Origin of the sequence: Streptomyces sp. S.PB5, assembly GCF_030403745.1 — a bacterium.
Lineage (GTDB): Bacteria > Actinomycetota > Actinomycetes > Streptomycetales > Streptomycetaceae > Streptomyces.
Map to the genome: position 1 here is coordinate 162966 of NZ_JAQMWP010000016.1, position 22056 is coordinate 185021.

Genomic DNA, 22056 nt, shown 5'->3' on the forward strand with positions numbered 1-22056 from the left:
TGTCAGTGGTCTCCGATCGCCTGGGCGGCGGCGTCCAGCAGGTCGGTGAGCGGGCCGGTGGCAACCCCCAGGGCGGCGCAGGCGGCCAGGCCCAGCAGCAGCGGCCATGCGGCAGACGGGTTGTCCTCGGCCGGTGTTCCCGGTCCCAGCAGCATCCGGGCCGTGCGGGTGGCCAGTGCGGCGAAGGCCACCAGGACGAGCAGCAGCACCGCCGCCGTGGCCCACCCCAGGCCGGCACCGGCAGCGAACCCGGCGCGTGCGATGCCCAGTTCGGACGAGAAGAGGCTGAAGGGCGGAAACGCCATCAGCGCCGCCACCGCGACCCCGAACGCCCCCGCCGACGCGGGAGCACTGGCCAGCAGCCCGCGCACCCGGCCGATTCGCGCCGTACCGGTGATCTGCAGAATGCGCCCCGAGGCGCAGAAGGCGACCGACTTGGCGAGCCCATGTCCGGCGATGTGCAGGAGGGCAGCGGACAGGGCGAGCGGGCTGCCGATCGCCGCACCGAGGGCGATCAGGCTCATGTGCTCCATGGAGGAGTAGGCCAGCATCCGCTTGTAGTCGCGCTGGGCCAACAGCAGGCCGACGGCGAGGGTGAGGGTGAGCAGGGCGATCCCCGCCAGCAGGGTCTGGGTGAAGCCTGGTCCGAGGGCGGCGTCGGCGATGACCCGGTAGCGCAGGATCGCGGCGAACGCGACGGACAACAGCACGCCCGACATCAGCGCGGAGACCGGGGCGGGGGCTTGGCTGTGGGCGTCGGGCAGCCAGGCGTGCAGCGGGACGAGACCGGCCTTGGCGCCGAAGCCGAGCACGATCAGGGTGATGCCGAGCCGGGTGACCGCCGGGTCGAGCCGGTCGGCGTGGGCGACCAGGGTGGGCCAGTCCAGCGCCCAGGCTTCGGCGATGCCGGCCTGCCGGGCCGCGTAGTAGATCAGGACGGTGCCGAGGAAGGCCAGCGCGATGCCGGCCGAGCAGATCACCACGTACTTCCACGCGGCCTCCACCGAGGTGCGGGTGCGGCGGTGCCCGACGAGGAACGCGGTGACGATGGTGGTCGCCTCGATCGCCACCCACAGCACGCCGAGGTTGGCGGTCACCACGGCCAGGCACATCGCCCCCAGAAACGCCTGGACGAGTACGTGGTAGCGCCACAGAGCCGGAAGGTGGGCCCGGCCCTCGGCCTGTTCAACAGCCAGGTACCTCGGTGCAAAGGCGCAGGCGATCAGCGCGACGGCGCCGACCACCAGCAGCATCCACGCGGTCAGCGCGTCCGCGCGCAGCAGCCCGGAGTACGCCGTCCGGGGGCCGTCGGTGACGACGGCCGACGCGAGCAGGCTCCCGCACAGGAGGATCACGGCGGGTGAGACGAGAGCCGCCCAGTGCGTCGGATGCCGCTGCGGGTCCTGGTCCGGTGCCTGCGCCACCAGGACGGCGCCCTGTGCTGACACCCGCGCCGCGGGGTGTGCCGGGGCGGCGGAGCGGGTGCGGAGTGCGGCGAGCGCGTACGCCCCGGCCACCAGCAGCGGTACGGCGGCGGGGGCGGTCAGCAGAACCGTGGCGTTCATCAGTCGTGCAGCTCCCGCAGGTCGTCGATGTCGGTGGTGCCGAACGCCTCGCGCACCCTCGTGGTGAGGATCTGCAGCACCAGCACGGCCAGCAACACATCGAAGGAGACGCCGAGTTCGACGATCAGCGGCACTCCGGAGGTGGCCAGGAAGGCGGTGGCGGTGATGCCGTTGTCCAGCAGCAGGAAGCCGACCACCTGGGCCAGGGCCCGTCTGCGGGTGACCAGGACGAAGAAGCCGATCAGGACGACGGCGAGGCCGACCGGCAGCGCGCGGGTGGCAGGAGTGGGGTTCAGTTCGGTCAACGGCCGGGCGACGGCGTAGGCCAGTAGCGTGAGCAGCGCCGCGGTCAGCAGGGAGGCGGCGACGTTGACCAGCGGCTGTGTCTCCCGCACCTCCTCTCGGTGCGCGCGGTCGGCGGTGATCGTGGCCAGGGCGCGGCGGATCAGATACGGCAGGACGCCCGCCCTCAGCAGTCCGATGCCGATGCCCACGGCGATCAGGTCCCACCGTTCCTCGTACGCGCCGAGCAGGACGGCGATCGCGGCGAGCGCGAGGCCCTGCAGGGCGAACACCCGCACGATCGCGGCCAGTTCGCGCCGCCACAGCACGATCACCGCCGCGAGCAGGAAGGCCCCACAGGCCAGGTCGAGGAGCTGGGTGTACAGGCCGTCGCTCATGAGGTTCCGCTCAGGAAGTAGGAGGCGGTCACCGCGAGCAGCGCCAGCAGAAAGGACCCGGCGAGCAGTTCGGGCACCCGGAACAGCCGCACCTTGGCCCAGAACACCTCGGCCGCCGCCAGCACCGCCCCCAGCACGGCGATCTTGGCCGCGAACAGGACGAGGGCCACCACGAGCACGCTCCACGAGGCGCTGGTCGCGATGCCCCACGGCACGAACAGCGAGGACAGCAGTCCGAGCAGCAGGGTGAGCCGCATCTGGGCGCCGAGTTCGACCAGGGCGAGATCGGGTCCGGCGTACTCCAGCACCATCGCCTCGTGGATCATGGTGAGTTCGAGGTGGGTGGAGGGGTTGTCGACCGGGATCCGCCCGGTCTCCGCGAGCACCGCGACCGCGAGCGCGGCGGTGGCCAGCAAGCCCGCCGGGGAGGCGAGGCGGGCCGGTTCGTCGACGGCGCCGGAGACGATCGCGGGCAGGTTGGTGGTCCCGGCCGGTATCGACAGGGCGAACACCGACAGCAGGATGGTCGGTTCGACCAGCGCGGCCACCGTCATCTCCCGGGAGGCTCCCATGCCGCCGAACGCGGTGCCGGAATCCAGCCCGGCCAGCGCCAGGGCCAGGGTGCCGAGCGCGATCAGCGCCACCACCACGATGAGGTCCGCGTGCCCGCTCACCGGGGTGTCGGTCGACAGCAGGGGTACGAGGCCGGCCGCGACCACAGTGGTGGCGACCAGCAGCGCGGGGGCGGCACGGAAGGCGGGCCCGGTGCCCACGGGGCTGATCGGTTCCTTGCGCAGCAGTTTGCGGATGTCCCGCCACGGCTGGAGCACGCCGGCGCCGGCGCGGCCCTCCAGCCGGGCCCGCACCTGACGCATCCACCCGGTCAGCAGCGGGGCGCCCGCGCCGACCACGACGACCTGGCCCGCCACGGCCGCGTACCCGATTGTGCTCATCACCAGCCCACCGCCAACGCCACCAGCAGGACGACCAGGCCGACGAAGCCGTAGCCGAGATAGAGATGCACGCTGCCGCCCGCCAGCCGCCGGGCCGCCTGCCCGGTACCGGCCAGCGCCCGCAGCACGGGTTCGTACAGCCGGTGCTCGATCCGGTCGGGCACCCGGCGCTGGAAGCGCACCCGCTCCACCAGGTACGACGACTCGCGCACCGGGGTGACGTCCACGTCCTGCTCCGGGGCGAGGACGTCGTCGAAGACGCGCTGCAGCGGCTCGGCGAACGAGGTCGCCGTATACGCCATGCGCGGGGTCGGCGCCCCGCCGCCGCAGTCCCACAGCCGGGCGTTCTTCCGGCGCCGTCTGCGGCCGTACAGCCGGGGCAGGCCGACGGCGAGCATCAGGGCTCCGGCCAGGGCGGCCACCACCCACAGCGGCGACAGCGTCGCGGAGATGTCCGCGAGCCGCACCCTCGATGCACCGCCCGACACCGCGCCGCTGCCGGGCAACCCGGTCGCGGACACCGCCCGGTCCAGGCCGTCGCCGAGCAGGCCGGGCACCACGGCCAGGGCCGCACACAGGGCCGCGAGCAGGCCCATCCCGGCGAGCATGAGCACGGGTGATTCCTTGGCCGCCGCGGCCGGTTCACTGCGCGGCCGGGCGAAGAAGCCGACCCCGAGCGCCTTCACGAACGCCGCCGCTGCGATGCCCGCCGACAGCGCGATCAGCGCCACCGACAGCGGCAGGACGACCGCCACCGCGACCCCCGGCACCTGAAGTCCGTGGATCAGGGACTGCAACAGCAGCCATTCACTGACGAACCCGTTGCCGGGCGGCAGCGCCACCGCCCCGAGGGCGGCGAGCGCGAACAGCCCGGCGGTGGCCGGCATCCGGGCCCGCAGCCCGCCCATCCGGTCCAGATCCCGCAGGCCGGTGGCCCGCAGCACCGACCCTGCCGCGCAGAACAACAGGGCCTTGAACGCCGCGTGGTTGACCACGTGCAGCAGGGCCGCCACCAACGCCAGTGCGGCCAGCGCCGGGTCGTCGTAGGCGGCGAACAGCCCGGACGCCCCCACTCCGATCAGGACCAGGCCCATGTTCTCGCTCGTCGAGTAGGCCAGCAGCCGCTTCAGGTCGGAGGCCATCGCCGCCTGCAGGATTCCGTACACCGCGCTGGCCCCGCCCACCGCCATCAGCCCCAGCCACCACCACGCCGGTCCGCCGCCGAGCAGATCGAGGCCGGTGCGGACAAGACCGTAGATGCCGAGGTTGACCATGGCGGCGCTCTTCAACGCCGAGACCGGGCTGGGGGCTTCGGGATGCGCGCGCGGCAGCCAGGCGTGCAGCGGCACCGCGCCCGCCTTCGACGTGAACGCGAGCGCGACCAGCACGAACACCAGCCCGCGCACGGTCGGCGACACGGCCTGCGCGCCGTGCCGCAGCGCGGCGAAGGTCTCGCCGCCCGTCTGCGCGGCGAACAGCGCGAACCCGGCGAGCAGCAGCACCAGCCCGAGGTGCGTCATCACCGCGTACCAGACACCCGCCTGCCGCACCGAGGCACGCTCCCGGTGCTCGGCGAGGACGAGGAGCAGCGAGGCCAGCGCCATCAGCTCCCACAGCGCCAGGAAGGTGGACACCGACGCCGCCACGGGCACCAGCACCAGGGTGAGCGCGAACAGCGGCAGCACCGCCTGCGCCGTACGCGAGCCGAGCCCGTGCGGCCCGTGCGCGTAGCCGATGCCGTACACCGCGACCGCGACCACGACGGCCCCCGCGACCGCCATGAACAGCCCCGCCAACGCGTCCACCGCCAGATGTACCCCGGCCAGCGGCAGCAGCCCGGCAAGCGTCGTTGCCCAGTGGCTTCCGCCCAGGGCGGCCACACCCGCCGTACCACCCGCCGCCCCCACGCCGACCGTCAGCACTCCGACGACCGGGACGCGGATCTTGTACGGCAGTCCGAGTCCGGCCAGCGCGCCCGCGCCGCCCAGCCCGGTGGCCGTCGCGAGGGCGGCCGCGATCACATTCACCGTCCGGTCACTCTCCGCAGGGCCGCCACGATCTGCTCCGGCTCCGGCGGGCATCCGGGCACGGCCAGATCCACCGGTACGACATCGGCGACGGCGCCCTCGACGCCGTAACCCCCGGCGAACTCGCCGCAGTTGATCGCGCAGTCCCCGACCGCGACCACCAGCCGCGGCTCGCCCATCGCGGCCACCGTGCGCCGCAGCGGCTCGGCCATGTTCCGCGTCACCGGCCCGGTCACCAGCGCCACGTCCGCATGGCGCGGCGAAGCCACCAGCCGCGCCCCGTACCGCTCGGCGTCGTACACCGGGTTGAAGGCCGCGGCGATCTCGATCTCACAGCCGTTGCAGGAGCCGGCGTCCACGCACCGCACCTGCACCGAGCCGCCGAACTCCCGTGCCTGCGGCGGGGGTTCGTCTTCCGGGCGCGGCGGCGCGGGCTCGGCCACCCGCCCGGTGGAACGGATCTTGCGCAGCAGGCCCATGACGCCTCCCTGAGCTGGTGAGGACTGTCCGCAGGTGACCAACAGGTCTTCCCACGTGTGGAGTTACGGGATTTTTCCGATGCTTTGCCCTGACGGCGTCCTACTGGTGAAGGCGGCCGCCTCCCGGCACCACAGAGCGCTGTCAACTCTCTCGGGAGACGGCCGCCGATCAAGGGCCGTCGCTACGACGGCGGTTTCCCCTCGCCCTGCGCGGCCTGGAGGTCGGCGAGCAGCTCGGCCTGTCCGCTCAGCACGCCCGACAGGATGGTTCGCGCGGTCCTGAGCAGCTCGGCGATGTGCGGGCTGGTCAGCGAGTAGTACACGGTCGAGCCTTCCTTGCGGGTCACCACCAGGTTCGCCCGACGCAGCACCGCGAGTTGCTGGGAGAGATGGGCGGGCTCGATACCGACCTCGGGCAGCATCTCGGCGACCGCGTGCTCACGCTCGCTCAGCAGCTCCAGCACCCGGATGCGGGCCGGGTGGCCGAGGGTCTTGAAGAACTCGGCCTTCAGTTGGTACAGCGGAGTACTCACCGTGCCGCCCCCTCTCCGATACGGCAGCAGGGCCGCACCAGCCGGATGTCGGTACATCGCATCCACCCACTCGTTGCGTACATGCGGTCATCCTCGCGTGCGGCATCCGATCAGGCCGAACTCGTGCCGGTGAACCAGATGGCCATGATCCAGCGATGACGACCTCAGGAATTGCTAACATTAGCAACTCAATATGTCGTGAGAGGGAGGCTTGCATGAGAATCACTCCGCTGCGAGGACTGGGCGTCACCTGGTTCAAGTGCCCGGCCTGCCGTCTCAAGTGCAGCCCCACCGCCGTAGGCCCGGACGACTCCTGCCCACGCTGCGGCCACGACCGCATGCTCAAGCTGTCCTTCGGCGGCAGGTCCGCCCAGCCGACGACGGACCGCCCTCGCGACTGACCCACGCACCGCGTCCAGGGCCGGGAAGGAAAAGGATGGGAGACTGGGCCGCCCAGTCCGGCAGCGGGATCCGCTTCGAATGGGGTCCCGCCGGTGCGAGCCGCCTCATTACGGGGGCCGCCTGTCTGGTCCTCGTCGACGTGCTCTCGTTCACCACGGCCGTGAGCGTCGCCGTCCAGCAAGGAACCCGAGTCCTGCCGTTCTGGCTGCCGGACGGCCCCGCGACCGCGCCCGAGCGGAGTGCGGCCCAGAAGGCCGCCGCCATCTACGCGCAGCAGTCCGGCGCACGGCTGGCTGTAGGACGCCGCGATGTCACGCCCGCCACTCCGTGGTCGCTGTCCCCGGCCCATCTGCGCGCCGCTCCGTTCGTGGTCCGGCTGGTGCTGCCGTCCCCGAACGGCGCGGCCATCGCCGCCGCCGCACCACCCGGCATGCAGGTGGTGGCCGCCTGCCTGCGCAATGTCACCGCGATCGGCGGCTGGCTCACCGCCCACGGCTACGGCACACCTGAGCGGCCCGTCGCCGTGATCGCCGCAGGGGAACGGTGGCCGGACGGCAGCCTGCGCCCCGCCCTGGAGGACCTGCTGGGAGCCGGAGCCCTGATCTCGGACCTGCACACGCTGGGCACGGGCCCGCTCTCCATCGAGGCCACAGCCGCGAAGGCGACCTACGAAGGAACGGCCGACCTGGCCCATGCGGTCGCCACCAGCGCCTCCGGACGAGAACTGGCCACGAGGGGGTTCGCCGAGGACGTGGCCATCGCCACCGAGGAGGACACCTGCGCCGTCGTGCCCGTCAGGGACGGCGACGGGGCCTTCGGCTGCGGTTGACCTCGCAGACTTCCCGGATCGTCGGACAGAGGAACCGAGCTCGGGGATGGCATGTCCGTGCGGGGCGTGGGTAGAAAGTGCGCCCTACACGCAGGGGCGCCTTCCGGGTACTCGGCGCACGCTTCGGGAGGTACGGGTGACCGGGACAGGGACACCATCGGGGTGATCGCCGACGGTGCAGCCCGGACGACGCACCGCGGCCAGGCGCCCGCGCAGCGCGTGCGCTTCGGCTGAACGGGAATCCGACGGTGAGCTACCGGAGATCATTCGCAGTGCTCCGGCCTTCAGGCCGGGGGCGAAGCGAATCTTGTGGCTGCGACGCGGAGCGTCGCGGTCTCGTTCCGGCGGAGCCGGACCCTGCTCGCGATGGTGACGGACCGTTCACATGTTCCCGGTGACGACGTGGGTTCGGGTGCGCACGTGTCGTGTTCAACGACGCCGTGCGTGCCCGCGAGGACGCCCGCAAGGCCGGGGAGCCGTTCCCGACGGCCCGGCAGCTGTCCACCCGCCTGATCACCCAAGCGAAACGGACTCCGCAACGGGTCTGGCTCGGCGAGGTCTCCGCGGTGGTGCTCCAGCAGTCTCTGCGGGACGTCGAGACTGCGTACCGCAACTTCTTCGCCTCCCTGAAGGGCACCCGCAAGGGACCGAAGGTGGGCCCGCCCCGGTTCAAGTCGCGCAAGGACGCCCGGCAGTCGATCCGGTTCACCGCCAACGCCCGCTGGAGGATCACGGACGCCGGCCGTCTGAACCTGCCGAAGATCGGCGCGGTGAAGGTGAAATGGTCCCGCACCCTGCCTACCACCCCCACCTCCGTCACCTTCATCAAGAAGCTGAAGAAGGCCCAGCAGGAGCTGTCCCGCAAGCAGAAGGGATCCAAGAACCGCAGCAAGGCCCGCCTCAAGGTCGCCCGCGCCCACGCCGAAGTCGCTGACGCGCGCCGCGAGTTCCACCACCAGCTCTCCACGAAGCTGATCTCCGAGAACCAAGCAATCGCGGTGGAGGACCTGGCGGTGAAAGGACTCGCGCGCACCAGGGTGGCCAAGTCGGTGCATGATGCCGGATGGGCATCGTTCCTCGGCATGCTCGCGTACAAGGCGCAACGGTATGGCCGCACCCTGGTCACCATCGGCCGCTTCACCCCGACCTCCCAGACCTGCTCCACCTGCGGCGCCGTGGACGGACCCAAACCCCTCAACGTCCGGGCATGGACCTGCACCGCCTGCGGAGCGCCGGTAAAGACCAGGAGCAATCCCGGCACAGCGCGAAGAAACAGGAAGCCACGGATTCCCGACCCAACCCCATGCCGCGTAGCGGCACAGCAACCAGTCGAGAAGGCCAGAATCCTCGTCCTTCAGGACGAGGAGCATGTCAATCGCTCGCCGACTCTCCTCCGGACCAGCCGGTCGTGCGCCACTCGTGGCGGCCGGCCACGTGCTCCGGGTGTCCCCCGCCGTGCGCGCCGTGTGCGGTGAGGGCCGCGGCGAGGTCGGCGTGGACGGGGATGTCCGGGCCGTCGCCGGCGGGGACGAGGGAGCCGTCAGCGGGAATCGCGGCCAGCTCCAGTCTGCGCCCCACCACGGCGAGGCGCACGGCGGCCTGGGCGATCGCCTGCTGTCCCTCGGCAGACCAGCCGCGCAGTTCGCTGAGGTCGACGATGACCGGCCCGGTGCCGCGCGCGAGCACCCAGCCGACCGCGCCGGCGAAGCGGTGGACCGCGTCGGGGCCCAGGTATCCGGCGACGGCGAGGATGCCGCAGTCCTGCTCGATGGTGTAGCGCCAGTCGATGGTCATGACGGTGAACTTCCTTGTGCGCGTTGCCCGTTGGCAGGGGTGCTGCTCTGCGGTCAGAGGGGGAGGGTGATCCAGATGCTCTTGCCCTTGCCGTCCGCGTCACCCCGGACCCTGGCGGTGCCGCCCAGGCCGAGCACAAGCTCCATGACGGTGCCCAGCCCTCCGGATCCCGCTCCGGTGACGGACGCGTACAGCGACGGCTGGTAAGGGTGGCGGTCGTGGACGGCGAAGGCGAGGCTGTCCGTGCCCGCCGCGTAGATCACCGTGAGCTGCGGGGAGAGGACGGCGGCGTGCCGCACGCTGTTGGTGACCAGCTCGCTGAGGATCAGCAGGGCCGGGTCCACCGTGGCATGGCGCAGGCCGATCCCCCACTCGATGAGGATCTGCTCGGCGGTCTCGCGGGCGAGGCGGACCGCCGCCGGTCGGCTCGGCAGGGTGAGTACGTGCCGGTGGGGCAGCTTCTCCAACGGGACGGATGACATCAGCCGTCCGTCCCGCGGGCAAGCCGGAAGCCGGTCACCGTCTGCGGGCGGATGCGCAGGATCGTGTCGTGCGGGCCGTGCGCCCAGCCCGTGAGGGTGCGCCGGTAGTGGGCGGCCTCGTGCGGGTCGCTGATCACCTCGGCGGGACCGCTCACGGTCACCGTCCAGCCGGTGCCCTGCACGGCGCGGATCTCGTCCACGTGGTAGCTCGCTGTGGCCGGCACCGCGCTCGCCTGCACCGGGGTGCGCACGACCAGCCGCCCGTACTCCCACACGTGCCGGGCGGGCCGTACGACGGTCAGCTCCCTCTGGACGAGCACCAGCCGCCCCAGGCTGCTGCCCTCCACCAGCCACAGCGCCTCCGCTCCGGAGACCTCAACCATGCGCAGGGAGGCGGGAGTAGTGCTCATCGGACTGGTTCCTCACTGACGTCGGTCGTCTTCGGGCTCGTCGTCTGCGTCTTCTGTGCGGGGACGGCGGGCAGCACGCCTGCCATCTCCAGGTGGGTGCGGGCCGCGCGAATCGCCTCGGGCGTGGTGGCGTACTCCCGGCCGTCCAGGCGGAGCAGATCGAGGGCACCCACCGAGTCGAGAACCTGCCGCTGGCCGGGGCGTATCCCGGAGGTCATGACGACGATGCCGCGTCGGGTCAGTTTTTCGACCGCGTCCTTGAGGACGAGGGCGCCGGTGGCGTCCATGGTGGAGACCCGGGACAGGCGCAGGATGACGACGCGTACGTCGGCCACCTCGGTCAGCTCCAGCAGGAAGCGGTGGGCGGCGGCGAAGAACAGCGGGCCGTCGATGCGGTACGCGACGATGTGCTCGGCCAGCAGAGCGTGTTCCTCGGCGCTGTGGTCGCCCTGGTCGAGCGGCACCTGGTCGAAGCGGGCCTGTTTGGCCACGGCACGCAGAGCGAGGACACCGGCGACCGCCAGCCCAATGATCACGGCGTACACCAGGTCCAGGGCCAGGGTCGCGACGGCGGTCAGGACAAGGATCAGCGCGTCGGAGCGGGTGGCCTTCGCCATGGCCCGCAGCGAGCCGACCTCGACCATGCGGATCGCCGTGGCCAGCAGCACACCTGCCAGCGCGGCCAGCGGGATCTTTGACACCAGGGGCGCTGCGGCGAAGACGATCACGGCGAGGATCGCGGCGTGGGTGAGGGCGGCCAGCCGTGAACTCGCGCCGGTGCGCACGTTGACCGCGGTGCGGGCGATCGCGCCGGTCGCCGGAACACCGCCGAACAGCGGGGCGGCGATGTTCGCCAGGCCCTGGCCGAACAGCTCCCGGTCCGGGTCGTGCTTCTGGCCGACCGTCATGCCGTCCGCCACCGACGCCGACAGCAGGGACTCCAGGGCGGCCAGAGCGGCGACCGCGACGGCCGGGGCGAGCAGGGTGCCGAGCGAGCCCAGGTCGAGGAAGGACAGCGACGGCGCAGGCAGCCCGGCGGGCAGGTCACCGATCGGCGTCGCCGCGTCGAGATGCGCAAGCTGTGCCACTGCTGTCGCGGCGATCACGGCCAGGATGGAGAAAGGCACGGTCGGCCGCAGGCGGGCCCCGAGCAGCATGACCGCGGCCACGGCGACCGCGAAGCCGACAGCGGTCCAGTTCGGGGACTTGGCGAACTCCTCGAAGGCCCGCCAAGTCACCACCAGGGTCCGGTCGCCCTCGGGTTTGGTCACGCCGAGCGCGTTCGGGACCTGCTGAAGGCCGATCACGCAGGCGATACCGAGGGTGAAACCCTCGACCACAGGCGCCGGGACGTACTGCATGTACCGTCCGGCCTTCAACGCGGCGAGGACGACGAGCATCACGCCGGCCATCAGGCCGACCGTGAGGACGCCCGTCGGGCCGTACTCGCCCACGATGGGGACGAGAACCACGGTCATGGCGCCGGTCGGCCCGGACACCTGGAGATTCGATCCACCGAAGACCGCGGCGAGCGCACCCGCGATCACCGCGGTCGCCAGCCCTGCCTCCGCTCCCAGCCCGGAGGAGACACCGAAGCCGAGCGCGAGCGGCAGTGCGACCACGGCCACGGTCAGCCCGGCCAGCAGGTCCCGGCGCGGGTCGCGGCGCATCTCCGTCAGATCGTCGCGTCCGGGCAACAACGATGTGAGCCGGGCCCAGGCCCGGGAGAGTGCCGTGGTCATCGCGCGGCGACCTCGGACTCCCGCAGCTCGGCCAGCAGCTCGTTCTGCCCGGCGAGCATCTCGGTCAGGATCCGGCGCGCGGCCGCCATCAGGTCCGCGACGTCCCCGCCCGCGAGTTCGTAGACCACCGCCTGGCCCTCGCGGGTGGAGGTGACGATCCCCGAGCGGCGCAGCACCGCCAGCTGCTGCGACAGGCTGGAAGGCTCCACTTCGATGGCCGCCAGCAACTCCCGCACCGACATCGGCCCGTCCTGGAGCAACTCCAGCACCCGTATCCGTACGGGATGCCCCAGCATCCGGAAGAACTCGGCCTTGGCCTGGTACAGCGGAACGGACACGACTCCTCGGCTTCCCCTACGAAGACCCCACCCTCGCGGGGCAGACACGGCACACGTCCAACACATAAGTGCTGCGCCCGCGGCTACCGGGCCAGGACGGACGCAGCCACCACAGCATGTAATCAATTGCAAAATTTAGCAATTCCGATATCCGCTTTGTGGCGATCCGCGAGCTACGCAACCGTGTCCGCCGGGGCGGAACCTCAGCGGTGACATGCACGGTGTGGATCTTCAGAGACTGATGGACGCGCAGACGGGTCTCCGTGATGCCCCGGCCAATGCAGAAACGAGAGTCCGCCGTCACCGCGACCGGCCACGACGGGGGTGGCCAGTGGGACGCCCTTGTCCCGCAGCATCTGGACCAGCGCCGCGGAGGTGAAGATCTTCGCCGATGACGCTGAACTGCTGCCCGGGCTCACGCCGGACGGGCAGGCCGACAGGAGTGTCACCGTCGAGCAGATCCTGGGGCAGGTCTCCGGCCCGCGCGAAACGGTGGACGCGGCGACACCGACGGCTCTGGGCGTCGGGGACGGTGCACTCCTGGAGGCCGCCCGGCTCGTGGTCGGCGCCGGGAACGAACGGGAGCCCGGCGAGCGGTGGTCCTACTACAACGGCAACTACTTCCTCGCCGGCTCGGCCCTCGCGGACCTGAGCGGCCGTCCCGGAGAGCGCCCCTTGTGACGGCGGACGAACGGCACAGCCCCTCTCAGGACAACCACCCGGGGACCGGAGCCTCGTTCAACTGCCTTACGAGGAGCTCTCGGTGATCGCGCGCCCCGTGACGCGCTCGGGATCGACGTACACCCACAGGTCACGCCGCCCGCCGGCCCACGGCGCGCTGTACGCACAGTCCGTCAGCCGACGGACTGTGTCCGGATCCGTCACCGCGCGGGCCCGGCCGCGCACCAGCACGCTCCAGCCGCGTGCAAACGCCTCATCGATGCGGTCGACTTCGACGGCGACCGGGTTTCCCACGGCCCGCGAAGGGGCTGTGCCGGGGGCCGTCCTGAAGGCGATCCCGCCGTCGACGACGCTGTAGTTGACGGGAACGACGGCCGGACCCTCGGCTGTGCTGAGCGCGAGCCTGCCCACACCGTGTGTCGCCAGCCGCCTCCAGCACTCCTCGGGCGTGAGTTCCACGAAGCGGGGATCGCGGGCCGCCTGTCCAAGGCCGGGCGGCAGGTCGGTACCGCCGCCGGTCAGCGCCGTCATCGCCGTGTGCAGGGCGTCTGCCAGCCTGAGGAGGACGCTCACGCTCGGTGCAGCTGCGGGAGTCTCCTCCAGGTACCGCAGGTACCCCGGGGCGATGCCGGCCCTGCGTGCGATCTCCCGTTGACTCAGGCCGAGTTCCGCGCGCCGCCGGGTGAGGCGCCGACCGAGGTCACCTCGTGTCCTCATGCGCGCGGTGTCGGGTGAGGTCTCGTCGAGCATGGGGCTCACCCTCTTCCGTCAGACGGCCGGGACGGCCACGGCATCGTGCCGCTGCCCGCCGAGCACGACTTTGAGAGCGCCGGTGTCGGCGGCCCGGGCGAAGACGTCGTACGCCTCCTCCATGGCGTCCAGAGGGAAGGTATGGGTGACCAGCGCCGCGGTGGGCAGGCGGCCGGCGGCAGCCATCCGCAGCAGCGTGGGCGTGGAGTGGGTGTCGACGAGGCCGGTGGTGATGGTCACGTTCTTGATCCACAGGTCCTCGAGGTGAAGCGTCGCGGGCTTTCCGTGCACACCGACGTTGGCCACGTGTCCGCCGGGCCGCACCATCCGCGTGCACAGCTCGAAGGTCTCCGGCACACCGACCGCCTCGATGACCACGTCGGCGCCGAGCCCGTCGGTGAGGTCGGCGACCAGTTGTTCGGGGGCTTCGCCGGCGTTGGCCACGGCGTCGGCGCCCAGCCGCCGGGCCGCTTCCAGCCGGGAGGCGGCCAGATCCACGGCGACGATCCGCTCGGGGGCGAACAGCCGGGCCGTGGCGATCGCCGCGAGCCCGATGGGACCGGCTCCGACGACGGCGACGGTGTCGCCCGGGCGTACGTGCCCGTTGAGCACGCCCACCTCGTAAGCGGTCGGGAAGATGTCGGCCAGCAGGACGGCGTTCTCGTTCTCCAGTGTGCTGGGCAGCGCGTGGACGGAGAGGTCGGCGTGCGGCACGCGCACATACTCGGCCTGGGTGCCGTCGATGAGGTGGCCGAGGATCCAGCCTCCGTCGCCCAGGCACTGGCCGTACATCGCCTTGCGGCAGTACGTGCAACGCCCGCAGGCGGTGATGCAGGAGACCAGGACCCGGTCCCCCGGGCGGACGGTGCGTACGTCACTGCCGGTCTCGACGATCTCGCCGACCGCTTCGTGCCCCAGCACGGTGCCGACGGGCACCTCCGGTACGTCGCCTTTGAGGATGTGCAGGTCTGTGCCGCAGATGGTCGCGGCGTCGACGCGCACGATCACGTCGGTGGGGTCCTTGATGGCGGGGTCCGGGACGTCCTGCCAGGCGGAGCGTCCGGGGCCGTGGAAGACGAAGCCCTTCATGGCGGTTTCCCTCTCTCGGTCTCCGGCCGACGGCGTGCCGCCGGAGAACCGGTCCGGTCCGGCAGCAGGGTGCGGCGCCGGGAATGTCCCGCAGGTCCAGCCTGTCCCGCGCGGCCGATATCCGCTTGGGCCGGTCGGCCCTCGGCGGGAGGCCGGACGGAACCGTTCGGGCCGGTCCGCCGCGGCGTGATCAACGACCCACGCGGCCTCGCCTGGGGGACCGACCGGCCCTACCGCACGACCGACCGCACGGGCTCTCCTCTGTCCCTGTCCGAGAACCACATCCGGCTCTCGCCGCACCCCACCGAGCACTTCATCGGCGGCGTGACCGTCGTGGATGCTGCGCGGCGAGATCGACATCCGCACGGCGACGCTGTTGCCGGCCCGTCTCGACGCGCTGACCGCGGATCCGCACCCCGACCTGGTGCCACCTATCACCGCACCCACGGGGTGCGCTATTTCCACGGCTGCTACTCGGTCGGCGACGACCGCCTGCGGGGCGTCAACCACCGCAGGAAAGGTGCCGCGAACACCCTGGCCGCGCTGAAGTCGATCCGCGCCGCCAGGCCCGACGGTGCAACGATCTACGTGATCATGGACAACCTGTCCGCCCACAAGGCGCCGACATCCACCGCTGGGCGACTAAGTACAAGGTCGAGCTGTGTCATCCCGACCTACGCCTCGTGGGCGACCCCCACCGCGACGTCCTGGCTGCCGAGCGCAGGGAACGCGCCCGCATCCGCAGCGAGAAAGGCATCCGCTGGGACGGACGCCCCCTCGCCACCGCGGCCTGAGCGAACCGGCGAACCTATGGTCAGAGCACTGGCATCCCCTGTCGTGAGCAATTCGGAGAGTGTTCTTGACTGGCTGCAGAACTGGTACGCCGCGCAGTGCAACGAGGACTGGGAGCACGAGTGGGGCGTGAAGATCGCCACGCTCGACAACCCCGGCTGGACCGTCACCATCGACCTGGAGGAGACGGACCTGGAGCAACGTGAGTACCCCCGCCAGGACGTCAATCGCAGCCCTCACGACTGGGTCTGGGCATGGACGTCCGAGAAGACCTTTCACGCCAGATGCGGCCCCGGCAACCTCACCGAAGCCCTCGCCTTGTTCCGCTCCTGGGCAACCGCGCACACTCCCTGAGCAATCACACAGCGGCGGGCCACAGAACCCGGTGAATCGCCGGAGCACCGAGATTCGACCGTATTCGGGGCAGCCGTCGCGTGCAGGCATTCTTCGACGGCCGGGCCCACGGTGATCGGCGCGATCGCCGGTTCCGCGATCCCGCTGGCGGTGGCCCTGCAGCACGCGTGGCAGTACGGGGTGCTGGTGCTGGCGGCCCTCTGGTTGCCGGCCGCGCGCCGAGGCGTTGTCAGCGCGCTGCTCGGCCTGGAGGCGCTGGGCGTCGTGGCCGGTCTGGTGGGGTGGTCCGTGGGCTGACCTTGTGCCCGCGCAGTGCTGCACAGCGGCGGCATCCCGACGCCGACACGGTCCTGCTGCTGATCAGCTCCTCGCGTTGCTCTCCGGCTGCTCGTCCAGCCGGACGGAGCCACTGACCAAGCTGTGGATGGCGACGCCTCGCCGTGTGACGATGGGGCTCTGCCGTGGGGGTGCGCAGGAGGGGGACGCTGGTGGCGCAGCTGGTGCGTATTCCGCTGGAGAACGGCGAGTTCTTGATTGCGGAGGTGGATCGCCGCGATATTCCCGAGGATGCCGTGGTCTTGGCGTCTCCCGATCCGGGGCGGCCGGTTGCCCAGGCTTCGCGGACTGTGGAGTCGAGCCTGCGGACCCTTCGACCGGCCCTGACGGGACTCACGGATGCCCTCAGCGCGCTCTCCCCGCAGGCGGTGTCGATCGAGTTCGGGGTCAAGCTGGGGGGTGAGACCGGAGTCATCCTTGCCAAAGGGACCGCGGAGGTCCACTTCACGGTGAACGTCCAGTGGACGCCCAGGTCCCAGTCGGCTGAGCCCTCCGACGCGTGATGGAGGCTTCCGGGGCCGCCATCGTCCGGTTTCGCACTCCCGGCGGCACAATCGTGGGTCACGGTGTCCTGGTGGACGACGAACACATCGTCACGTGCGCCCATGTCGTCAACGCGGCCCTGGACCGTCCGGTGCACAGCACCGACGACGCCCGGGGACGGATCGTACGGCTGGAGTTCCCTCTCCTCGCGCAGCTCACCGCGCTGGCACCCGAACGCCGGGCCAGAGTCGATGCCTGGGAGGCACCCGGGACCGCCTGGGACGGACTGGACGTGGCCGGGCTGACGCTCGTGGGCGAGCCCAGGCCGGTCGGCGCGATCCCGATCCCCCTGGCCCACGAGGACTGCGCGGAAGGTGAAGTCCTGCTGTTCGGACCGGTCGAGGGCAGGCCCGGCGGCTGGGTCTCGGCTCGGCTGCGTCCTCTCGTCAAACAGCATCGACAGCAGATCGACCAGCGGGCCCACGGGGCCCATATGGCCCAGCCCCGCTACAGCGGCACGCCGGTGCTGGATGCGAAGGCTGAGCGTGCCCTGGGCCTTCTGGTGGCCACCGCGGCCGATCCTGCCGACGCCGACGTGTACGCGATACCGGTGTCCGGGCTGGTGGCGGCGTGGCCCGCCGTCTTCGCCCCGCTGCCTGCCTCCCCGTACAAGGGTCTGGAGGCGTTCGGTCCCGATGACGCACACCTCTTCTTCGGCCGGGATGCCATGGCCGAGGAGCTGGTGGCCGCCGTGGAGGCCGGCGGCCTCGTGCCGGTCGTGGGTGCGTCGGGTGCGGGCAAGTCGTCGCTGGTACAGGCCGGTCTCGTTCCCCGCCTGGTGGCGGGACGTACCGACTGGCGGTTCATCACGGTTCGGCCCCGCCCGCAGCTGACGGCCGCCTTGGCGGCGGGCTTCGCTCGCGCCGCAGGGACTGCCGATGCCGTGCCGGTGCTCGAGTTGGAGGCGTGGCAGTCCCGCATCGGCTCGATCGGTCTGGCCGCGGCGGGTGACCTGTGGTTGGCGGCCACCGGCGGGGAACGGCTGCTGCTCGTCGTCGACCAGTTCGAGGAGGCCGCCGATGGCTCACCAGCTACCGACGAAATACTCAGCCAACTCGCCGAACTGGCCGTACGCAAGAGATCGGCCACCGTGGCGGTGCTGACCTTGCGGGAGGACGCGTTCGGTCGGCTCTTCCTGCGTCCGGGGCCTTTCGGGGAGGTGCTGCGGCGGACCGCCGTGGCGCTGCGCGGAATGGAAGGGAGCGAGCTGGCCGAGGCGATCGTCCGGCCCGCCCTGCTGCGCGGACTGACCGTCCACGACCGGCTGGTGCACCAGTTGGCCTCACTCCTGAAAGGGCGGCCGGGCGCACTGCCCTTGCTCGAGTTCACGCTGGACCGGATGTGGACGACCCTGCAACGCGGGCAGGACACCTTGTCCTACGAGGGTTACGCCGAGATCGGTGAACTCGACGGCGCGCTGGCCGAGTACGCCGACAGCGTCCTGACGGCCCTCGCCCCCGAGGAACGCTCCCTTGTCCGGCGGCTGTTCCTCAACCACCTGATCTCACCTGACCAGCCGGACGTCCGCCGCGTGGCCGTCCGCTCGGAACTACGGCCCGCGGAGTGGGCCATGGCGGTTCGGCTGGCCAACGAGCGGCTCCTGACGACGAACCGCAGCGCCGATGGTGAGGAAACCGTCGAGGTGGTCCACGAGGCCCTGCTGAGTGCCTGGGGCTCCCTGGCTTCCTGGCTCAAGGAGGAGGAGCCGTTCCGCAACTGGCGGCGCATGCTCGCCTACGCCATGCGTCGGCATGACACCGGCGAGGAGTCCGCCGCTGTGCTGTCGGGACCGCTACTGGCCGATTCCCAGCGCTGGCTGGCGGAGCGCCCGTCGGACATCACCGTCGACGAGCGCCGCTTCATCAACGCGAGCCTGGAGCAGCAGGACCGCGAGGAGCGCCGATACCGCACGCTGTTCGAGGACTCCCTGGTCCGCACCCTCATTCTGGCGGCACAGCGCGCCGACGATGCACGCACCGCCCTGATGCTCGCCGCGGAGGCGCTGGAACGCTCCGCCGAACCAGCCGTCGACACACTCGTACGCTCCTGCCTGCGCCGCATGGGCGTGAGCGAGCGAGAGGAGGTGCCGGCGGTCGGCTACGAGAGCGACCTGCGCAGGACGGCCAACCGGGTGCGGCTACGGGAATGGGCGGCAGGACCGCCCGGGCGGTGGACGACTCCGCCCGGCGCCACACGACACTGGGTCCTGGGCGACGAAGACACCAACATCCTCATCGACGAACGCGGCGCTGTCCGGGTCCGCTGGAACACCTCGGACGGCGACACGAGAGTCCCACTCACAGCCCCTGCGGTGATCGCCGCCTGCACGGACACCGCCACAGCCTTCTGCCTCGGCACCGAGGAGGGCAAACTGCACCTCTACCAGATCACCGACTCCGTCGAGGAGATGTGGCACATCACCCTGCCGCGCGCCGCGACCTGCGTGGCCATCGACAGCCAGGGCAGCAAAGTCGCCGTGAGCTGCGACGACGGCATCACGCGAGTCCTCTCGGCGCAGGCGGAGGGCGCGGAGGCCCTGACGCTGTCCTCACCGGGATTCGTCGACGACCTCGACTTCGCACCGGACGGCCTGGCCCTCGCGGTGCAGACCACCGGAGACCGCATCACCGTCTGGGACCTCACTTCCGGAGAACGCCGCTGTGACGCCGAGGCACCCATGGGCCACATCACCTTCAGCGCGGACGGTGACTACCTGGTGTCACAGGGGCCGCAGCACGACGGTTCGGGCACGGTGCTGCGATTGCCGCTCCACGCCAGGCGACTCGCCACACTGGCCCACCAGGTGGCGGGCCGGCAGCTCACCGACGACGAATGGCAACGCCTCGTCGGCATGCGGCCGCTCACCTAGGCCGCTGCAGCACCGTCAAACTCCACTCCGCCAACGTCAGCCGATCACCAGCTGGCACCTTCGCGCCCGCTCCCGGCGGTATCCCCTCCGGGAGTGCCGTGTCCACCACCACCTGCCACTGCTTCCCATGGTCCGCCGGCACCACGAACTCCAGTGGCTTCGGTGACGCGTTGAACATCAGCAGGAACGAGTCGTCGAAGACGCGCTCCCCGCGCGAGCCGGGCTCGGAGATGGCGTTGCCGTTCAGGAACACTGTCAACGCCGAGGCCGGCGCAGCGTCCCAGTCCCCATGGCTCATCTCCTGGCCCAGCGGGGTGAACCAGGCGATGTCCGACAACTCGTCGTGAGTGCCCTCGACTGGTCGCCCGTGGAAGAAACGCCGCCTGCGGAATACAGGATGGTCCCGGCGCAGCCACACCACCGCACGCATGAAGTCCAGCAACTCGCCGCCGCTTCCGGACTCCGGCCACCGCACCCAGGACAACTCGCCATCGTGGCAGTAGGCGTTGTTGTTCCCGTGCTGCGTGCGCGCGAACTCGTCGCCATGACTGATCATCGGCACGCCCTGAGAGAGCATCAGCGTCGCGAGGAAGTTCCGCATCTGTCGCGCCCGCAGCCGAAGGACTGCCGGGTCGTCGGCCTCGCCCTCCGCCCCACAGTTCCAGGACCGGTCGTCACCCTCTCCGTCCCGGTTGTCCTCGCCGTTGGCCTCGTTGTGCTTGTGGTCGTACGAGACGAGGTCGTGCAGCGTGAGCCCTTCGTGGCAGGTCACGAAGTTGATCGACGCCAAAGGGCGTCGGCCGTCGTCCTGGTAGATGTCCGACGACCCCGTCAGCCGTTCGCCCAGCACCGCCGCGCTCACACCCTTCCCGCGCCACAGATCTCGTACCGTGTCGCGGTACTCGCGGTTCCACTCGGTCCACAGCGGCGGGAAGTTGCCCACCTGGTAGCCGCCGTCACCGAGATCCCATGGTTCGGCGATCAGCTTCACCCGGGAGACCACCGGGTCCTGCTGCACCAGATCGAAGAACGAGGACAGCCGGTCCACCTCGTGGAACTGACGGGCCAGGGTCGCCGCGAGATCGAAGCGGAAGCCGTCGACATGCATCTCGGTGACCCAGTACCTGAGCGAGTCCATGATCAGCTGCAGGACGTGCGGGGAGCGCATGAGCAAGGTGTTCCCGGCACCTGTGGTGTCGGCGTAGTAGCGAGGATCCTGCGTCAGTCGGTAGTACCGCGCGTTGTCGATGCCGCGGAGGGAGAGCGTGGGGCCCAGGTGATCGCCCTCGGCGGTGTGGTTGTAGACGACGTCGAGGATGACCTCGATGCCGGCCTTGTGCAACGCTTTCACTGCCGACTTGAACTCCAGCACCTGCTGGCCGCGGTCGCCCCAGGAAGCGTACGCGTTGTGCGGGGCGAAGAAACCGATCGTGCTGTAGCCCCAGTACTCCCTCAAGCCTCTCTTCACCAGCCGGTGGTCGTCGACGAACTGGTGCACCGGCATCAGCTCCAGGGCGGTGATGCCCAGTTCCACCAGGTGTTCGATGATCGCCGGATGTGCGAGGGCGGCGTACGTGCCGCGCAGTTCCTCGGGCAGCCCCGGGTGCCGCATCGTCAAGCCCTTCACGTGGGCCTCGTAGATCACCGTGTCGTGGTACTCCCTGCGCGGCCGCCGGTCATCTCCCCAGTCGAAGTACTCGTTGACCACGACCGCCGTCATCACATGCGGAGCCGAGTCGTGATCGTTCCGCCGGTAACGGGAGAACCCGGCCTGATGGCCGAACAGCGCCGGATGCCAGTCCAGCGAGCCGGAGACGGCCTTGGCATAGGGATCGAGCAGCAGCTTCGCGGGGTTGCAGTACACCCCCCGGAAGGGATCCCACGGCCCGTGCACCCTGAATCCGTAGCGCTGTCCCGGCATCACGCCGGGCAGATACGCATGCCGCACGAACGCATCGCTCTCCCGCAGCTCCACCGCCGTCTCCGAGCCGTCGTCGTGCAGCAGACACAGCTCCACGCGGTCCGCGGCCTCGGTGAACAACGCGAAGTTGGTGCCGGCGCCGTCATATGCGGCGCCCAGTGGATACGTCTCCCCCGGCCAGACCTGCACGCCCCGCCCCTCCCCCGGACACACATGCCTTCCCCAGTAATGAGGCTAGGGCAGAAGAGGGCAGCGACATACAGACCGGTCGTCGTCTCGGATCATGAAGGCGGACAGCTGATCTGAGCGTCGGCAACTTCAGCCGGAAATGATGCGATATGGGTACCGCCAGGCGCTCCGCTCTCATATCGCGAGCCGATATCGGCGACTGTTGCCGTGTCGAGGGGGGATTCGGGGCATCGGCGGCTGATGCTCCAGGGAGCGTGTGCGATGACGTCAGCAAGGGAACCAGCGGCGCGCGTACACG

General features: G+C 70.7%; 21 protein-coding genes and 2 pseudogenes. 9 read left to right on the top strand and 14 right to left on the bottom strand.

The genetic code is table 11. The annotated features are described in order from the left end of the window. Positions 1-2: 2 nt before the first annotated feature. The 6 genes from PH203_RS35695 to PH203_RS35720 all read right to left on the bottom strand — a co-directional run bounded on the left by PH203_RS35695 (position 3) and on the right by PH203_RS35720 (position 6237). Complete coding sequence (locus tag PH203_RS35695) at positions 3-1565, bottom strand: proton-conducting transporter membrane subunit (RefSeq protein ID WP_289925532.1); 1563 nt, start codon at positions 1563-1565, stop codon at positions 3-5. Then, positions 1565-2245 (bottom strand): hypothetical protein, encoded by a 681-nt coding sequence (locus PH203_RS35700; protein WP_289925534.1) that lies wholly within the window; start codon positions 2243-2245, stop codon positions 1565-1567. The genes PH203_RS35695 and PH203_RS35700 overlap by 1 nt, the downstream gene beginning before the upstream one ends. Beyond that, entirely contained in the window at positions 2242-3198 is a 957-nt protein-coding gene (locus tag PH203_RS35705) for an NADH-quinone oxidoreductase subunit H (RefSeq protein WP_289925536.1), read from the bottom strand. Before PH203_RS35705 ends, PH203_RS35700 begins: the two co-directional genes overlap by 4 nt. Continuing rightward, entirely contained in the window at positions 3198-5225 is a 2028-nt protein-coding gene (locus PH203_RS35710; RefSeq protein WP_289925539.1) for a proton-conducting transporter membrane subunit, read from the bottom strand. The genes PH203_RS35705 and PH203_RS35710 overlap by 1 nt, the downstream gene beginning before the upstream one ends. Beyond that, positions 5222-5704, bottom strand: a complete 483-nt coding sequence (locus PH203_RS35715) for an oxidoreductase (RefSeq protein ID WP_289925541.1) — start codon at positions 5702-5704, stop codon at positions 5222-5224. Before PH203_RS35715 ends, PH203_RS35710 begins: the two co-directional genes overlap by 4 nt. 182 nt (positions 5705-5886) lie before the next feature. Next, on the bottom strand, positions 5887-6237 hold the full coding sequence (locus tag PH203_RS35720; RefSeq protein ID WP_289925542.1) for a metalloregulator ArsR/SmtB family transcription factor: 351 nt from the start codon (positions 6235-6237) through the stop codon (positions 5887-5889). Positions 6238-6452: 215 nt separating this feature from the next. Here PH203_RS35720 and PH203_RS35725 point away from each other — a divergent pair, with 215 nt between their 5' ends. The 3 genes and pseudogenes from PH203_RS35725 to PH203_RS35735 all read left to right on the top strand — a co-directional run. Beyond that, positions 6453-6638, top strand: a complete 186-nt coding sequence (locus PH203_RS35725) for a hypothetical protein (protein WP_289925543.1) — start codon at positions 6453-6455, stop codon at positions 6636-6638. Positions 6639-6673: 35 nt separating this feature from the next. Continuing rightward, positions 6674-7468, top strand: coding sequence for a 2-phosphosulfolactate phosphatase (locus PH203_RS35730; RefSeq protein WP_289925544.1), 795 nt, complete (start codon positions 6674-6676; stop codon positions 7466-7468). Between the two features lie 401 nt (positions 7469-7869). Then, a pseudogene (locus tag PH203_RS35735) lies at positions 7870-8782 on the top strand (transposase); the annotation flags it as partial. A 57-nt stretch (positions 8783-8839) separates the two neighbouring features. Here the strand turns inward: PH203_RS35735 and PH203_RS35740 are convergent. From PH203_RS35740 to PH203_RS35760, 5 genes are read right to left on the bottom strand one after another with little or no spacing between them, the layout of a single operon-like run. Continuing rightward, positions 8840-9262: an anti-sigma factor antagonist gene (locus tag PH203_RS35740; protein WP_289925545.1), complete on the bottom strand. Its 423-nt coding sequence runs from the start codon at positions 9260-9262 to the stop codon at positions 8840-8842. A 53-nt stretch (positions 9263-9315) separates the two neighbouring features. Continuing rightward, on the bottom strand, positions 9316-9744 hold the full coding sequence (locus PH203_RS35745) for an ATP-binding protein (RefSeq protein ID WP_289925547.1): 429 nt from the start codon (positions 9742-9744) through the stop codon (positions 9316-9318). Further along, complete coding sequence (locus tag PH203_RS35750; RefSeq protein WP_289925549.1) at positions 9744-10154, bottom strand: pyridoxamine 5'-phosphate oxidase family protein; 411 nt, start codon at positions 10152-10154, stop codon at positions 9744-9746. The genes PH203_RS35745 and PH203_RS35750 overlap by 1 nt, the downstream gene beginning before the upstream one ends. Continuing rightward, entirely contained in the window at positions 10151-11896 is a 1746-nt protein-coding gene (locus tag PH203_RS35755; protein ID WP_289925550.1) for a SulP family inorganic anion transporter, read from the bottom strand. The genes PH203_RS35750 and PH203_RS35755 overlap by 4 nt, the downstream gene beginning before the upstream one ends. Next, positions 11893-12234 carry a metalloregulator ArsR/SmtB family transcription factor gene (locus PH203_RS35760; protein WP_289925552.1) on the bottom strand — a complete coding sequence of 114 codons (342 nt, stop codon included), beginning with the start codon at positions 12232-12234 and terminating at the stop codon, positions 11893-11895. The genes PH203_RS35755 and PH203_RS35760 overlap by 4 nt, the downstream gene beginning before the upstream one ends. Positions 12235-12576: 342 nt before the next feature. Between PH203_RS35760 and PH203_RS35765 the strand changes: the two genes are divergently transcribed. Continuing rightward, the gene (locus PH203_RS35765; protein ID WP_289925554.1) at positions 12577-12915 is read left to right on the top strand and encodes a hypothetical protein; all 339 of its coding nucleotides are present in this window, start codon (positions 12577-12579) and stop codon (positions 12913-12915) included. A gap of 66 nt (positions 12916-12981) precedes the next feature. On the opposite strand, the gene PH203_RS35770 is transcribed toward PH203_RS35765, so the two are convergent. Together PH203_RS35770 and PH203_RS35775 are read right to left on the bottom strand one after the other, a co-directional pair. Next, a complete protein-coding gene (locus PH203_RS35770; RefSeq protein ID WP_289925556.1) occupies positions 12982-13665 on the bottom strand; it encodes a pyridoxamine 5'-phosphate oxidase family protein in 684 nt (227 codons plus the stop codon). Between the two features lie 18 nt (positions 13666-13683). Continuing rightward, complete coding sequence (locus PH203_RS35775; RefSeq protein WP_289925557.1) at positions 13684-14754, bottom strand: zinc-dependent alcohol dehydrogenase family protein; 1071 nt, start codon at positions 14752-14754, stop codon at positions 13684-13686. A 426-nt stretch (positions 14755-15180) separates the two neighbouring features. On the opposite strand from PH203_RS35775, the pseudogene PH203_RS35780 reads away from it, so the two are divergent. The 5 genes and pseudogenes from PH203_RS35780 to PH203_RS35800 form a co-directional block, all read left to right on the top strand. Beyond that, positions 15181-15548 (top strand): annotated as a pseudogene (locus PH203_RS35780) (IS630 family transposase); the annotation flags it as partial. 43 nt (positions 15549-15591) lie between these two features. Further along, positions 15592-15900: an immunity 53 family protein gene (locus tag PH203_RS35785; RefSeq protein ID WP_289925558.1), complete on the top strand. Its 309-nt coding sequence runs from the start codon at positions 15592-15594 to the stop codon at positions 15898-15900. Between the two features lie 150 nt (positions 15901-16050). Next, positions 16051-16197 (top strand): hypothetical protein, encoded by a 147-nt coding sequence (locus PH203_RS35790; RefSeq protein WP_289925560.1) that lies wholly within the window; start codon positions 16051-16053, stop codon positions 16195-16197. Between the two features lie 191 nt (positions 16198-16388). Next, on the top strand, positions 16389-16739 hold the full coding sequence (locus tag PH203_RS35795; RefSeq protein ID WP_289925562.1) for a CU044_2847 family protein: 351 nt from the start codon (positions 16389-16391) through the stop codon (positions 16737-16739). After that, positions 16739-19648: a trypsin-like peptidase domain-containing protein gene (locus tag PH203_RS35800; RefSeq protein WP_289925665.1), complete on the top strand. Its 2910-nt coding sequence runs from the start codon at positions 16739-16741 to the stop codon at positions 19646-19648. The genes PH203_RS35795 and PH203_RS35800 overlap by 1 nt, the downstream gene beginning before the upstream one ends. On the opposite strand, the gene glgX is transcribed toward PH203_RS35800, so the two are convergent. After that, entirely contained in the window at positions 19641-21758 is a 2118-nt protein-coding gene (gene glgX / locus PH203_RS35805) for a glycogen debranching protein GlgX (protein WP_289925564.1), read from the bottom strand. The genes PH203_RS35800 and glgX overlap by 8 nt on opposite strands. Between the last annotated feature and the right edge of the window lie 298 nt (positions 21759-22056).